Genomic DNA, 14,013 nt, shown 5'->3' with positions numbered 1-14,013 from the left:
TCATGAAGGCAGTCTCCCTCGTCGGACCGAAGAAATCCGGCAAGACCACCCTGGGCGTACAACTCGCCCGCCATTTCAAGGAACAAGGACTGACCGTTTCCGCGGCCAAATTCAGCCACCACGGCTTCGATTGGAGCGACACCGACACCACGGACTACGCATCCGTCTGCGACGCCGTGGCGGGCCTGAACCCCAAGGAAACCTTCGTTCACTGGACCAAACGCAGCTTCCTGCCCGATCTGTTGCCGTTGCTGAACAATGACGTGCTCATCGTGGAAGGAGGCAAGGAACTGGGCTTTCTGCCGCGCATCCTCTGTCTGCGCGGCGACCTGTCCGACGGCGTGGACTGGCTCCACCCGGAGCTGGCCATAGCCAGCGTGGGTGACGAATCCGTGGAAGGAGTGCCCGTGCTCAACGACATTTCGGCCCTGGCCGACGCCGTGCTTGAAAAGGGATTCTTCCTGCCGGGCATGGACTGTGAGACCTGCGGCCGCCCGGACTGCCGCACGCTGGCCTCTGAAATCGTGGCGGGAAAAACCACGACCAAGGCGTGTCTGGCCATGCACAACTCCATCCAGCTCGATATCGACGGCGCGCCGGTTGGCATGAAGCCCTTCGTGGAGGACATCATCTCCGCCTCCATCAGGGAAATGGTCCGCACTCTCAAGGGATACGCTCCCGGCAAGGCCACCATCAAACTGGACGTGTAGATCATGCGCATCGTTCTCTTCGAGCCGGAAATTCCACCGAACACCGGCAATATCGCCCGGCTGTGTGCCGCCACGCGGACCCCGCTCCACCTCATCGAGCCGCTCGGATTCTCCATTGACGACAAGCACCTCAAACGCGCGGGCCTGGATTACTGGCCGCATGTGGATGTGACCGTCCACCCGAACTTCGACCACTTTCTCGAAACGATCGCGCCGCCGAGGCTGGTCATGGCCACCACCAAGGCCAGCACCGCCCATCACCGCTTCGAATTCCGGGCCGACGACGCCATAGTCCTCGGCCCGGAGTCGCGCGGCCTGCCCGTCGAACTCATGGACGGCCGCCCAAGAGTGCGCATTCCCATTTGGGGAGAGGTCCGCAGCCTGAACCTGTCAACGGCCGCGGGTATCCTCCTCTTCGAGGCCCTGCGCCAAACCGATTCCATCAGGGACACCTTCACGGCTTGAGTTTTTACCCGCCTGGCTGTAGGGTTTTCAAAGTTCACCAATCTCCGAACCCTTTCACCCAGACCAACATAATTTCCATGAAAATACTCGTCACCGGCGGCTGCGGCTTCATCGGCACCAACTTCATCAGGCTCATGCTCGGCTCACACCCCGACTGGTCCATCATCAATCTGGACAAGCTCACCTATGCGGGCAACAGGTTGAACCTCCTGGACCTGGAGGAAAACGAGCCCCGCTACGACTTTGTGCAGGGCGACATCTGCGACCGCGATCTGGTCATGGACCTCCTGGCCGACCATAAAGTGGACGCGGTGGTCAACTTCGCGGCCGAGTCTCATGTGGACAGGTCCATCAACGACCCGTCGCCATTCGTCGCCACCAACGTGGCCGGAGCGCAAAACCTCATGGAATGCGCCCGTCAACGCCGCACGGAACGGTTCGTCCACGTGTCCACCGATGAGGTCTACGGCACCCTCGGCCCGTCGGGCAAATTCACCGAGGACACTCCCCTCGCGCCCAACAGCCCCTATTCCGCCAGCAAGGCCGGTGCGGACCTCATGGCCCGGGCCTATTTCGAAACCTATCATTTCCCGGTGCTCATCACCCGCTGCTCCAACAACTACGGTCCATACCAATTCCCCGAGAAGCTCATCCCCCTCATGTTCCTCAACGCCAAGGCGAACAAGCAGCTGCCCGTCTACGGGGACGGCCTCAACGTTCGCGACTGGATTTTCGTGGACGATCACTGCCGAGGCGTGGAGCTGACCCTGACCAAGGGACGCGAGGGGCAGGTCTACAACTTCGGCGGCAACGCCGAGGAAACCAACATCTCCGTAGTCAGGACCCTGCTCTCCATCGTGGGCAAACCGGAGTCGCTGATTACCTACGTCACCGACCGGCCGGGCCACGACAAACGGTACGCCATGGACTTTTCCCTGGCGCATAAAGAGCTCGGTTTCGCCCCTACGCTGCCCTTCGACGAAGGATTGACGCGAACCATTGCCTGGTACGAAGCCAACGGAACCTGGCTTGAACAGGTCCAAAGCGGCGAATACCGGAACTTCATGGACACGTGGTACGAGGAGCGCGCCTGATGCGCATTGAAGGACTGCGGGTTGCCATCCTGGGCGGCAGGAGTGGACTGCTGGGGCAAGCCCTGACCAAGGAATTCAGCCGAGCCGGGGCCATGGCCTTCCCCCTCTCCCGCAAGGACTGCGACGTTCTCGACCCGCTGTGCATGGAAGGATGGCTGAACCGAAACGACCCGGATCTGCTCGTCAACGCCACCGGCTATACGCAGGTGGACTTGGCCGAGGATGAACCGGAAAAAGCCTTCGCCCTCAACGCCACCGCTCCGCCGCTGTTGGCCACGCTGGCCGCGCGGCGGGCCATCCCTTTTATCCACTACAGCACGGACTTCGTTTTCAGCGGCCACAAGCACTCGCCCTACACGGAGTACGACGAAGCCAACGCGACTTCGGTTTACGGAATCAGCAAAGCGGACGGCGAACGCGGCCTGCTCAAGCTCGGCTATGAGCGCACCCTGATAATCCGGATATCCTGGCTCTTCGGTCCGGGCAGGACGAACTTCGTGAAAAAAATTCTCGGACTGGCGGACACGCGCCGCAACCTGACCGTGGTCAACGACCAGGTCGGTTCTCCCTCCTACACACCGGATATCGCAAAAAACACCATCCGGCTGGTGGAAAAGGACGCAACCGGGATATTCCATCTCGCCAATTCCGGGGAAACCTCCTGGCACGGGTTGGCCAACACCGCCGTCAGCCTCGCAAACAAGGACTGCACGGTCTCGCCCGTCCCCACTTCGGCCTATCCCACCAAGGCCGTCCGCCCCTCATACTCGGTGCTCGATCTGGCCAAATTCACCCGGACCACGGGCGTAACTCCGCGTCGCTGGGAAGACGCCCTCAGACAATACGTCCTGGAAGACCTCGCCCAGGACGCCTAGGCCCTCCCGATCGTCTAAAGCATGAGATCGCGCACCCGGAGGTTGCACGCCGCAAGGCGCGCGGACACAAGGTTCACCAGGAAACGGTTGATGGCTGTAACCAGCCTGGGGGCGCGCGCTTCTATCGCCTCAAGCCTGCGCAGGGTCATGCGGTAAAGGACACACCTCTCGGCGGCCCGGATGGTCGCCGATCTCGGAGACAAAGTGTAAATGCCCATCTCGCCGAACACCGCGCCCGGCCCCACTTTTTTCAGCCGGATGATTCGGCCGTCGGGCAGTTCCAGTTCGACGTCCAGCCTGCCGGATTCCACGAAATACATGGCGTCTGAACTGTCCCCCTGTCGAAAGACCGTTTCGCCCGCCTGCACCACCTCGCGCTGAAGGGCCTTCATAAGCGCCGGGATATACCGGGGCACCGGAAAGATCGGGACCAACAGCTCGGGCAGTGTCCTGCGCTTCATCTCCAGCATTCCCTCGGCGTCGAGCACCCGATTCTCGCACCACTCCAGGGCGTAATCCAGGTTGAAGAATATCTTGAACTGCCCGTCCTCGTCGCCCGCATACCCAAGGGAAACGAGATGGGACTCCAATTCCAGCGGCGCGCTGGTGATGACCACCTGAACACCGCCTTCTTCGGCCAGCCTGTGCAGCTTGGCGAAACCGAGCCCGGAAGCCGAGGCGAAGCCTTCCACCAGCCGAAAATCAAGAACCAGATAGTCCAGGGAGAGCCGGTTGGATTCCTCCAACCTCGCGCGCACCGCCTTGACCAGCCGCTCCATGGAGCCGAGAAAGAGGAATCCCTGGATGCGCATGATGTGGATATGGTCGCCGTATTCCTTGAGAATCCTCTGCTGCGCCGAGGCCCTGTCAACGTTGCTGGAGTGATGGGAGCCCGACAGCTCGTTTCGCACCACGCCTCCACGGCCCGCACGGCTGACCGTGACCATCAGCGCCAGGACCACGCCGACGGCGACGCCTTCGAGCAATCCGAGAAGAATGGTCGCCGCAAAGGTCAGCCTGAGCAGCCACAGATCGGTTCGGCCGGTAAAGGAAGAGCGGGTCCTGAATCCCCAATCGCGAATAAGGTCAAGCCCGGCGTACACGAGCAACCCCTCGGGCACGAAGCGGGGGATCATGGGCAGCACCACGTCCGCGTAAAGCAGTCCCACGCCACAGACCAGACCGGCCACGATCCCGGCCAGCGGCCCCCTGCCGCCCGAGGTATAGCTGCCTGCGCTCCTGCCGTAGGAAAGCGACACGGGCATACCGCAAAACATCCCGGAAACCATATTCGTCACGCCGAGAGCGGCATATTCGCGATTCAGATCGCTCTCCTTCCCACTCATCAGCTCAAGCCGGGTAGTCCGATACATGACAGTGAGCACGGCCAGAACGACCATGGCCCCGATGTACAACGAATGCGATTTGATTACCGCCCACTGAATGTCGCTGAAAAGCAAGGGTGAGCGCAGCACCTCCACCAGATGAACCAGGAGCGACCCCTCAGGGAACGGCACCGGCGCAGCGAGGTCCTTGAGGCCAGAATCAGCAGCCCAGATTCCCACCCCGTTTCCAGCCCCCACTGCGGCCAGGATCAAGGCCAGCAGAAACAGGGAGTTTTTGGTCCTGAACATGGCGAAGAACAGGAACAGGCCGAAGATCACGCTCGGCCCCATGGTGTTGAGGTCCTGGTGCAAATCGAAATCGGTGGTCAGGGAGAGAGCCAGGCTATAGACGTTGCTCCAATCGGGATTCAGGCCGCCCATCCAGGCGAACGCCCCGACGAGCACGAATACCCCCACGCCGCCGATAGCCCCGCCGACGATTTGCAGTGGAATGAAGCGGATGAACTCACCGACCCTGAACCGGGCCAGCAGGAGCAGGCTCAATCCCGTCAGCAACGCCGCCGTGCTGATGCCCGCCAGGATGGTCGGCAGGATGAGCTCCGGGGTGAAGGTCTCGGCCATGTAGCGGTACATGCTCCCGATGAACAGAAAAAGCACGGCGGTCAGAACCGTCTCGGGCCCGACCAAGGCGAAGGGAATGCGCGAGAGGAAGGAAAAGCAGATGGAGCCGACGATGACGCCGGTCAGCGCGGTGCCGAGCAGAAACGGCAGGTATTGATGCATCCCGCCCTGGGAAGCGGCCAGCAAGGACAGGGAATAGACGAAAAACAGGGACAGCAGGCCGGAAACGATGCCCGCGTACAGGTTGAGGGTCTTTCCGCCGCGCAGCAGCCGCCAACGGTCGGGGTCCGAATCGCCTTCGAGATTCGTCGCTCCCTCGTCCCCCTTGAAGTCCGCGTCCCACACCTCCGGCGCGCCCGGCTCGACAAGATCGCTCACGTCGATCTCGCTCTCATCCACTTCAGGCTCGGTTTCGACCGTATCCAGCACCGCGCCGCAACGAGAACACTTGGAACCGCCACCCTGCTCCTGGACGTGCCCGCAGGCGGCGCAAATAACGTCTTCCGCCCGCCCCAGGTCGACTTCCGGCCGCTCGTCGAGATTGATAGGGAGTAAAGGCTCGGCGTTCCCTTCCGCCCGGGAAGGCTTTTTCTTCGAAACTCGATCGTCGGCCACGGTCACGCCCAGGCCGCAACCCGGACACCTGGCTTTTTTCCCAATCAGCCCATCAGGGACAGCTCGCTCATAACCGCACGAATCACACTTGAAGCTAGCCACAGGTTACCGCCGGAGACAAGAGGTGCATCCATAAACCGGGGAAGACGAAACCGGTCGACATATTGTTTCACGCTTCTAGCTACATACGTCAACCCACGGCCTCACGCAAGCCGACTCCACAAAGGAATGCACGCGCTTTTTTCAAAAAAGACGCGCCCCGGGCCTAAAGTTTCCGACCTATGGGTCGATGCGATAATTGCGAGTGAGGCGAATTGTGTACACGGATCGTACCAGCCTCCCCGGATGTGAAACCGAATCCCATGGAAGGGAGCCATGCGCAAGCATACCGTTTCCATAATCGTTTCCGACTTGGAAACCCACCCCGGCCTGCCGCGCCTGTTGCAGTCCATCTCCCGGCAGTCCGACGGACTCGACCGGACTGAGATCGTGGTGGCAGGAAACGGCGGGCACGCCCCCTCCGACCAGGATGTCTGGCGGGCCATAACAGGACTCGACGCCATCCGGCTGGAAGCTTTCGATACCGACGTCACTCCGTCCAGGGCCAGAAATCTTGCCGCATCCAGAACGCTCGGCGACCTGCTCATGTTCGTGAGGCCCGATTACCGCCTCGACCCCAAGTATCTGACCACCGTCGATGCGGTCTTCGAGGATCACCCCGAAACCGGAATAATGTACGCCGACTATATCCGGCTGGCTCCCGACAGGAACCGCGCCCTCGGCCCGTCCATGGTCCAACTGCCTCCGTACCGGGACGGCCTGCTCCAAGCCCGGGGATTCCTGGGCCCCGGCGTACTCATCACGCGCGAGGCGTTCGATCGGACAAACGGATTCCGAGACAACACATTCTACCGCGACTGGGACCTGTGGGTGCAGGCGGCCCTTGCGGGCAGCCAGTTTCACCATGTCAGCTATCCGCTGGCCTCCTGCGAGCACCATAAGCCGTCTTTCAGGGAACGCGCCGAAGACGGCCGGTGCAAGGCGATCCTGGTCATCAACAACCAGCAGTTCTTCCACGAACACACCGTGCGCTGGGCGCTGGCCCATCTGCGCGGCGAAGCCTGGGCCGCATCCTTCGGATTCATGTCCATTCCCGGCCCCCTGGACGTCACCCACATGCTCCACGACCACGCCATGCGAGCCATGGGAGCCGATACGCTGGCCGATGAAGCCATTCGCCGATTCCGCCACGCGGCGATCAATTCCGGTCCATTCTGAACGCAACGCGAAAAGCGCCGCGACCGAAGGCCCGCTCTCACGCGGCGCATCGGCCCCGGAATCCGAAAACCCCGACGATCAAGACGTAACTATCCGAAAGAATATTCGGAAGAATTATTAGCGGCGGGCTTTAAAACGCCGATAGAGACGACGAAGAATCAACACCGCGCAACCGAGAAGACCGACCAACAGAAGGATCGCGCCTATGGGGAGCGCTGGGCCGAATTCGCGGAGAACACCGTTCTCATCAACGGTGACGAAGTAATTGCCCAAAGCAAGGAGAATCAACGCGGAAGTGAGAATAGCCGCGACCGTGGCCCAGGCGACGCGCCCTTCGGCCGGTTTGCAGAAGGCCTGAAAAACCGACCAACCGATCAGGCCGATAATCGCGAGGAGCAAATACACGTTCATGAGCAACTCCGGTCATACCGCCGACGACGGGCCGGGCCGCCGCCCGGGGCAACCCCGGGCTTGCGGCCCCGAACACTCCCCCTAAAGAGGGATGCCGGTCTCGACCAGGTCCTGCCGCAACAGTTCCCTGATGCGCTTCGCGACCGGGCCGGGCTTGACGTTGTGAATGGGCTTGCCGTTGAAGCGGACCACGGGAATGGCGTCGCCGGTGGTGCCCACGATGAGGACTTCGCGTGCGAGCAGGATTTCCTCCTCGCTGATGCCGCGAAAAACAATGGAAATCTCGCCCTTGATAAGGTCCACCGCGCGCATGAGGGTGGTTCCGGCCAGGGCGTTGGTGAACTCGGGGATGACCAGACGGCCCTTGTCATCCACGATGCAGACGTTCTCCGTGGCTCCTTCGGCAAGCAAGCCGTTATGGTCGAAGCAGAACGGGAAGTCGTAGCCCTTCTCCTCGGCCTCGTGCTTCATGAGCACGTTGGGCAGGTAGTCGATGGACTTGATGGTCGCCAGGTACGACTGCTTGGCCGGAATGGAGGTCTTGAAGGCGGTCACGCCGTTCTCGTAGACCGATTCCGGTTTGGGATGCATATCGTAAGCCACCACGTAGAGGCTCGACTCGGGGCATTCGGACGGATAGATGCCGAAGCCGCCCGGCCCGCGCCCGATGAGCACGCGGACCATGCCGGTATCCCGGCCCCCCGCCCTGGCCACGTCCAAAATGAGCTGCCGGATGTCGTCCCAGGGACACGGCGGGGTCATGTAGATGGCCTGGCAGAAACGCTCCATGCGGGCCATGTGCGGCTCAAGCTGATAGAGCTTCCGGTCCACAAACTTCATGGTCTCGAAAATGCCGTCCCCGCGATGGACCAGATGGTCGTCCCAGGGCATGAGCATGAGCCTCGGATCCGTGCAGATCATGCCCACGCGGTGCTCGTAAAACGCCTGTATTTCCGACGAGCCTGGCCGCTCCACGGCCAGCATCGCTTCCAAATACGCCTTGGAATCCGCTACATTGGCCACGCCGAACTCCTTAGGGCACGCGCACCAGGTCGCGCTCGATGAGGGTCTCGGCGATCTGGATGGTATTCAGGGCCGCGCCCTTGCGGATGTTGTCGGAAACAACCCACATGTTGATGCCGTTCTCAATGGTCTCGTCCTCGCGGATACGGCCGACAAAGGTGTCGTCCTCGCCGGAAGCGGTGATGGCCATGGGGTAGGCGAGCTTCTCGGGGTAATCCTCAACCACGACGCCGGGAGCCTTGGCCAGCAGCGCGCGGACATCGTCGGCGGTCAGCTTGAGCTCGGTCTCGATGTTGATGGACTCGGAGTGGCCGTAGAAGACCGGCACGCGCACGCAGGTGGCGGTGACCTTGATATTCGGATCGCCCATGATCTTGACCGTCTCGTTGACCATCTTCATTTCTTCCTTGGTGTAGCCGTTGGGCTGGAAGACATCGATGTGCGGCAGGCAGTTGAAGGCGATCTGGTGCGGGTAGACGTCGGCCACAACGGGCTGGCCGGACATGAGGCGGCGGACCTGGTTCTCCAGTTCCTCGATGGCCTTCTGGCCGGTGCCGGAGACGGCCTGGTAGGTGGATACCACCACGCGCTTGATCTTCGCTTCGTCATGGATGGGCTTGAGCGCGACCATCATCTGGATGGTGGAGCAGTTCGGATTGGCAATGATGCCCTTGTGCCAGTCCAGGTCCTCGGGGTTCACTTCGGGCACCACCAGGGGGCATTCGGGGTCCATGCGCCAGGCCGCGGAGTTGTCGACCACAACACAGCCGGCCTTGGCCGCGATGGGGGCGTACTCCTTGCTGATGGCTCCGCCGGCGGAAAACAAAGCGATGTCCACGCCCTCGAAGGAATCCTTGGTCAGTTCGAGCACGGTCAGCTCTTCGCCCTTGCACTCGACCTTCTTGCCCGCGCTCCGCGCGGAGGCCAACGGAATGACCTTGCTGTAGGGGAAATCCCTCTGCTCCAGGACCCGCAGCATCTCCTGACCGACCGCACCCGTGGCGCCGCACACGGCGACAACGAAATTCTTGCTCATCTTCCTTACTCCCACGAACTATATATTGAGATTTTTTCCGATTTCCAGAACAGCCTCGGCGCGATTGAGCGTATACAAATGCACGCCCGGCGCGCCCCCTTCCAGGAGCTCGCGCGCCTGTTTGGTCGCGTAGTCGATGCCGAGTCTGTACACGGCATCGTCACCGCCCTCCTCATGCGCCTTTTCCAAGGCGCTCAAGAACTTGCCCGGAATGGCCGCGCCACACAGGCCCAGGATGAACTTGGCGGATTTCAGGCTCATGATCGGCAGGATGCCGGGAATGACCGGCACGTCCGAGCCCATCAACCGAAGCCGCTCCACGCAGTCGAAATACAGCCGGTTGTCGAAAAACAACTGCGTCACCAGAAATTCAGCGCCCTTGCGGACCTTCTGATGCACCATCTCCAGATCGGACTTGATGGACGGCGACTCGCAGTGGGGTTCGGGATAGGCCGCGCCGCCCACGCACAGTCCGGGATACCGGCCGGAAATATACTCGATGAGGTCTGACGCGTGCCGGAACTCCTGGGAGTCGAAGTCGAAATTTTCCACGCCGCGGGGCGGATCACCACGCAGAGCCAGGACGTTGTCGATATCGGCCTTGACCAGGCTCTCCAGGAAAGCGTCCAGCTTTTCGGCCGACGCCCCGACGCTGGTCAGATGGGTGATGGGCTCGATGCCGTGGTCCCGTTTCATCCGGGTGGCGATCTCCAGTGTATTGTCCTGCGTTCCGCCGCCCGCGCCGTAGGTCACGGACGCGAACAGGGGATCGAGGACCTTGAGCTTGTCGACCACCTCGAAAAAGGCGGGCCATGCTTCCCGCTCTTTGGGCGGAAAGAACTCCATGGAGATGAACGGGGACTTCCCATCGATCAGATCACAAACGCGCAAAGCTTACTCCTTCAACAATCGCTTCAAATATGGCCCACGGCGGGCAAGTGAAATCATATACTCCTTCTCGCCCCAACCTTCAATGGGAAATGGCGCGGGCCGTGACGGAAAGGCAATTCGAATCAGGAATGGAGGGCTTCGACGATAACGGTGTCGGCGGGCAGGAAATCGAGCTGAAGCGGACAGGCTGGATCGACCCATGCCATAAGCTGGTTCTCAACACTCTTCAACTCACCGGAATACTTATTGATATGATAAAAATACAGATGAACTCGGAATTCGTCGTACTCATGCCGCAGGTCGCGCCAGTATTCGAATTCAAGAGGGGTTACGTCCAGTTCCTCCCGGAATTCGCGGACCAGCGCCTGCTCGCGGGTTTCGCCGGGCTCAACCTTGCCGCCGGGGAACTCCCACCACCCGGCCATGGGCCCGCCGTCCGGCCGCCGCACGGCCAGATACTCTCCGTTGCGCCAGACGATACCGGCCACTACCTCCAGGACGGGTTTGGTCATTCGGGCTCTCCGTCGCCGGAGATGGCCTCCATGCGCTCCTCCAGCTCGGCCATGCGTTCCATGAGGTTCTCGGCCCACTCGGTGGCCTCCTTGTAAGCCGCATTGAGCTTGAGCGCCTCCTCAGGCTTCGCGTACGTGGCGGGATCGTTCATCTTCTCTTCCAGTCCGGCCTGCTCGTCCAAAACCTTTTCCAGGTCCGCCTCAAGCTTCTCGTATTTCTTCTTGAGAGGCTTGAGTTCGCGGTAGAGGCGATTGCGCTCTTCCGCCTGACGGCGTTTCTCATCCTTGGAAAGCTTGCGCCGTTCCAAAGCCTCCTCGGGATCGCAGGCGGACTGCCCGTTGCGGCACGCCTCCTCCCGCTTCTGCTTCGCGTGGTACTCCTCGAACCCGCCCACATGCTGGGTCAGCCCGTTTTCGTCCAGAGCCCAGACCTCTTCGGCCACCTCATTGAGCAAATAGCGGTCGTGGGCCACGAAGAAGAGCGTTCCCTCGTAATCCTGCAATGCGCGGATAAGCCCCTCGCGGGTTTCGATATCCAGGTGGTTGGTGGGCTCGTCGAGAAGAAGCAGATTGGCCCGGGCCAGAAACAATGTGGCCAGGAGCAGGCGGGACTTCTCGCCGCCGGACAGTCCCCGGACCTTGCGGTCGAAATACGGCTCGCCCAGCAGGAACAGGCCGAGAACGCTCATGACCTGCTCTTCGGTCAATCCAGGGCTGGAAAGCCGCCTGATCTCGCCGAGGACGGTACTGTCCAGGTTGAGGATTTCGTGCTGATGCTGGCTGAAATAGCCCATTTCCGTGCCCGGCCCGATCTTGACGTTCCCCGCGGAAGGCGTCAGCGACCCGGCGATGAGCTTGAGCAGGGTCGACTTGCCCGCGCCGTTGGGCGCGACCACGGCCACCTTCTTGCCCCGGAAGAGCTGAAAATTCAGGGCGGGCCAAACGGACTCCCCGCCCTCGTAATGAAATTCGAGGTCCACGACGGAGATCGCGACCTTGTCGCCGCGCTTGGGCTCGGGCAGGCGGAAATTCAGGCTCCTGCCGCGATGATGGGAGGCCTGGACCTCCTTGATCTGGCTCAGTTCCCGCTCCAGCTTCTCCACCTTCTTGAGCTTGCTCTGGGCTTGGGCGGCCTTGCGCGCCTTGACGCGGAATTTATTGATGTATTTGTATTCGTTGTCGATCTTCGCCGAAAGCTTGTCCGCTTCCTTGCGACGCTGCTCCCGATTTTCCTCGTCCCACGCCAAAAATTCGTCGAAGGACCCCTTGCGCAGCAACGGCTTGGCTCCGCCAAGGAAGAGCACATGGGTTCCGACCCTGTTCAGAAAAATACGATCGTGAACCACGAAGGCGAGCGCGCCCCGGAAGTTGAGAAGGTAATCCTCCAGCCACTCCACGGCCTCCAGGTCGAGATGGTTGGTGGGCTCGTCCAGAAGAAGCACGTCCGCGCCCTGAAGGAGCACCCTGCCGAGCTTGGCACGTTCGCGCCAACCGCCCGACAGTTCACCGATGCGCTTGTGCAGCGACTCCTCGGAAAATCCCAGGCCGGTCAGGATGGCCCGCGCCTTGTGATCAGGATTGTAGCCGTAAAGACGCTCGAACTCGGCCTGCCGATGGGCCAACTGCTCGATGCGGCCGTTATCGCCCTCGTGCACGGCGCGCTCCCACTCTTCCCAGAACTCGTTCCAGGAGGGCAGCGCGGAGAGGACCCAGGCCAAAAGCTGCTGTTCCAATATCTCGCCGGTCATTTCCTGGGCCACATAGCCCACGCGGGCGCCCTTGGTCAGAGTGACCTGGCCGCCGTCGGGCTCTATCTCCCCGGCCAGAACCTTGAGCAAAGTGGACTTGCCGCAGCCGTTGGGGCCGGTCAGGGCCAGGCGCATACCGGGCGTGACCTCAAAGGCGACGTCGGAAAAGATCGGCTCTCCGCCGAAGGATTTCTGTAGGCTCTGTACTGTAATGCGGGACATATGTGGACCTTTCTGTTTTGCGGATGAGAGATATAATGGGAGGACGGGATTGGCAACCGTTTTGACCGCGCACGATCCGCAGGGTACACTGCGTCCATGCAGACATGGCACGTCTACCTGCTCCGCTGCGCGGACAACAGCCTCTATTGCGGCATCACCAACAATCTGGACCGAAGACTCGCGGCCCACAACGCCGGGACCGCCTCCAAATACACCCGGGCCAGACTGCCGGTGCGGCTGGAGGCCAGCGTGACTGTGGACGGCAAGAGCGCGGCCCTGAGACTGGAAATAGCCATCAAGAAAATCCCGGCCTGCCGTAAAATCAAACGATTGCTCGAGGCCGGGAATATATCCTGAATTCTTAAAGAATTTCCAGTATTCGCTTGCCTCACAACATGATCCGAAGTACATGATTCGGAGCTAAGGACTCCGCCAACTCGACAACGCAAGGCTCCGTTTCATGCTGGAAGTTAGTACCCTATACCTTCTCCTGGCCATGTTCGGGTTTGTTCTTCTGGGGATTCTCGTAATTCACCATCACAACTGCACCGACCAGATTTGCCGAAAAAGGCATGAGATTCGACGACTGACGATCGATCTTACGGCCAAGAACGCCGTGCTGGAAGAGCAAATCGCCGAGCTCAAGGCCGCAATCGACGATGTCAACGATCAGATCGCTCTGCTTGAACTGAGACAGCAACCATGATGACCTTCAGCATCATCCTGGGCACTGCTCTCGCCTTCTTCGTCACGGCGTTCCGCGCGCTTTCCCGGCACCGCCACGCCACCATGGCCCGGCTGACCGACGAACGTCGGGAGATAGACGCCCTCCACCAGTCCTTGACCAAACAGAGACGGGAACTGCAACGGGAGCGGACCAGCAAGGAACAAATCCTGTGCTCCCTGAAGAACAACCAAGGCATTGTTCAGACCGCCAGCGTAGCCGACTTGGAAACCTTGGAGACGGACGACAACGAAAAGATCGGCCGCTACCTGCTCGCCCGGGGCAAGATCACCATGGAGCAGCACGAACGAGCCCTCCAAAAAATGAACATCCTCAAAATGGATTACCTCGGCGTGTGCCTGACGCTCGGCTTCATCGACCTGGAAACCAGCCAAAAGGCAAAGAAGGCGGCCAAGGCCAACTCCCCTTCCATCTGATCCTC

Annotated in this window: 15 protein-coding genes and 1 pseudogene; 7 read left to right on the top strand and 9 right to left on the bottom strand. The window is 60.9% G+C overall.

What is annotated here, in order from left to right; all coding sequences use genetic code 11:
* Nucleotides 1-2: 2 nt before the first annotated feature.
* From PSN43_RS13480 to rfbD, 4 genes are all read left to right on the top strand, one after another.
* Nucleotides 3-710 (top strand): molybdopterin-guanine dinucleotide biosynthesis protein MobB, encoded by a 708-nt coding sequence (locus PSN43_RS13480; RefSeq protein WP_272701257.1) that lies wholly within the window; start codon nt 3-5, stop codon nt 708-710.
* A 3-nt stretch (nt 711-713) separates the two neighbouring features.
* On the top strand, nt 714-1,175 hold the full coding sequence (locus PSN43_RS13475; protein ID WP_272701256.1) for a tRNA (cytidine(34)-2'-O)-methyltransferase: 462 nt from the start codon (nt 714-716) through the stop codon (nt 1,173-1,175).
* 77 nt (nt 1,176-1,252) lie between these two features.
* Nucleotides 1,253-2,269, top strand: a complete 1,017-nt coding sequence (gene rfbB / locus PSN43_RS13470) for a dTDP-glucose 4,6-dehydratase (protein ID WP_272701255.1) — start codon at nt 1,253-1,255, stop codon at nt 2,267-2,269.
* Nucleotides 2,269-3,144 carry a dTDP-4-dehydrorhamnose reductase gene (rfbD, locus tag PSN43_RS13465; protein WP_272701254.1) on the top strand — a complete coding sequence of 292 codons (876 nt, stop codon included), beginning with the start codon at nt 2,269-2,271 and terminating at the stop codon, nt 3,142-3,144. Before rfbB ends, rfbD begins: the two co-directional genes overlap by 1 nt.
* 14 nt (nt 3,145-3,158) lie before the next feature.
* Here rfbD and PSN43_RS13460 read toward each other — a convergent pair whose 3' ends face one another.
* Entirely contained in the window at nt 3,159-5,726 is a 2,568-nt protein-coding gene (locus PSN43_RS13460; RefSeq protein ID WP_272701253.1) for a SulP family inorganic anion transporter, read from the bottom strand.
* 375 nt (nt 5,727-6,101) lie between these two features.
* Between PSN43_RS13460 and PSN43_RS13455 the strand changes: the two genes are divergently transcribed.
* Nucleotides 6,102-7,004, top strand: a complete 903-nt coding sequence (locus tag PSN43_RS13455) for a glycosyltransferase (RefSeq protein ID WP_272701252.1) — start codon at nt 6,102-6,104, stop codon at nt 7,002-7,004.
* A gap of 117 nt (nt 7,005-7,121) precedes the next feature.
* Here PSN43_RS13455 and PSN43_RS13450 read toward each other — a convergent pair whose 3' ends face one another.
* The 7 genes and pseudogenes from PSN43_RS13450 to PSN43_RS16010 all read right to left on the bottom strand — a co-directional run.
* The gene (locus PSN43_RS13450; protein ID WP_272701251.1) at nt 7,122-7,415 is read right to left on the bottom strand and encodes a DUF3955 domain-containing protein; all 294 of its coding nucleotides are present in this window, start codon (nt 7,413-7,415) and stop codon (nt 7,122-7,124) included.
* A gap of 81 nt (nt 7,416-7,496) precedes the next feature.
* Nucleotides 7,497-8,438, bottom strand: a complete 942-nt coding sequence (locus PSN43_RS13445) for an aminotransferase class IV (RefSeq protein ID WP_272701250.1) — start codon at nt 8,436-8,438, stop codon at nt 7,497-7,499.
* 10 nt (nt 8,439-8,448) lie between these two features.
* Nucleotides 8,449-9,474: an aspartate-semialdehyde dehydrogenase gene (locus PSN43_RS13440; RefSeq protein ID WP_272701249.1), complete on the bottom strand. Its 1,026-nt coding sequence runs from the start codon at nt 9,472-9,474 to the stop codon at nt 8,449-8,451.
* 18 nt (nt 9,475-9,492) lie between these two features.
* Nucleotides 9,493-10,365 carry a methylenetetrahydrofolate reductase gene (locus tag PSN43_RS13435; RefSeq protein WP_272701248.1) on the bottom strand — a complete coding sequence of 291 codons (873 nt, stop codon included), beginning with the start codon at nt 10,363-10,365 and terminating at the stop codon, nt 9,493-9,495.
* A 122-nt stretch (nt 10,366-10,487) separates the two neighbouring features.
* Entirely contained in the window at nt 10,488-10,877 is a 390-nt protein-coding gene (locus PSN43_RS13430; RefSeq protein ID WP_272701247.1) for a (deoxy)nucleoside triphosphate pyrophosphohydrolase, read from the bottom strand.
* Nucleotides 10,874-12,181 (bottom strand): ABC-F family ATP-binding cassette domain-containing protein, encoded by a 1,308-nt coding sequence (locus PSN43_RS13425; RefSeq protein ID WP_442874879.1) that lies wholly within the window; start codon nt 12,179-12,181, stop codon nt 10,874-10,876. The genes PSN43_RS13430 and PSN43_RS13425 overlap by 4 nt, the downstream gene beginning before the upstream one ends.
* A 123-nt stretch (nt 12,182-12,304) precedes the next feature.
* Nucleotides 12,305-12,847: pseudogene (locus PSN43_RS16010) on the bottom strand (ATP-binding cassette domain-containing protein); the annotation flags it as partial.
* Between the two features lie 96 nt (nt 12,848-12,943).
* On the opposite strand from PSN43_RS16010, the gene PSN43_RS13420 reads away from it, so the two are divergent.
* A complete protein-coding gene (locus PSN43_RS13420) occupies nt 12,944-13,204 on the top strand; it encodes a GIY-YIG nuclease family protein (protein WP_272701245.1) in 261 nt (86 codons plus the stop codon).
* Nucleotides 13,205-13,325: 121 nt separating this feature from the next.
* On the opposite strand, the gene PSN43_RS13415 is transcribed toward PSN43_RS13420, so the two are convergent.
* Entirely contained in the window at nt 13,326-13,547 is a 222-nt protein-coding gene (locus PSN43_RS13415) for a hypothetical protein (RefSeq protein ID WP_272701244.1), read from the bottom strand.
* Nucleotides 13,548-13,549: 2 nt separating this feature from the next.
* On the opposite strand from PSN43_RS13415, the gene PSN43_RS13410 reads away from it, so the two are divergent.
* On the top strand, nt 13,550-14,008 hold the full coding sequence (locus PSN43_RS13410; protein WP_272701243.1) for a hypothetical protein: 459 nt from the start codon (nt 13,550-13,552) through the stop codon (nt 14,006-14,008).
* Nucleotides 14,009-14,013 lie beyond the last annotated feature (5 nt).

Origin of the sequence: Desulfovibrio sp. Fe33, from assembly GCF_028532725.1 — a bacterium.
In the GTDB taxonomy this organism is placed as follows: domain Bacteria; phylum Desulfobacterota; class Desulfovibrionia; order Desulfovibrionales; family Desulfovibrionaceae; genus Pseudodesulfovibrio.
This window is presented reverse-complemented; position numbering and strand designations above follow the sequence as displayed.

Coding starts and splice junctions, on each gene's coding strand:
- PSN43_RS13420 (WP_272701245.1), top strand. CDS start 12,944: ATGCAGACATGGCACGTCTACCTGCTCCGCTGCGCGGACAACAGCCTC.
- PSN43_RS13440 (WP_272701249.1), bottom strand. CDS start 9,474: ATGAGCAAGAATTTCGTTGTCGCCGTGTGCGGCGCCACGGGTGCGGTC.
- PSN43_RS13455 (WP_272701252.1), top strand. CDS start 6,102: ATGCGCAAGCATACCGTTTCCATAATCGTTTCCGACTTGGAAACCCAC.
- PSN43_RS13410 (WP_272701243.1), top strand. CDS start 13,550: ATGATGACCTTCAGCATCATCCTGGGCACTGCTCTCGCCTTCTTCGTC.
- PSN43_RS13450 (WP_272701251.1), bottom strand. CDS start 7,415: ATGAACGTGTATTTGCTCCTCGCGATTATCGGCCTGATCGGTTGGTCG.
- PSN43_RS13430 (WP_272701247.1), bottom strand. CDS start 10,877: ATGACCAAACCCGTCCTGGAGGTAGTGGCCGGTATCGTCTGGCGCAAC.
- PSN43_RS13475 (WP_272701256.1), top strand. CDS start 714: ATGCGCATCGTTCTCTTCGAGCCGGAAATTCCACCGAACACCGGCAAT.
- PSN43_RS13480 (WP_272701257.1), top strand. CDS start 3: ATGAAGGCAGTCTCCCTCGTCGGACCGAAGAAATCCGGCAAGACCACC.
- rfbB (WP_272701255.1), top strand. CDS start 1,253: ATGAAAATACTCGTCACCGGCGGCTGCGGCTTCATCGGCACCAACTTC.
- rfbD (WP_272701254.1), top strand. CDS start 2,269: ATGCGCATTGAAGGACTGCGGGTTGCCATCCTGGGCGGCAGGAGTGGA.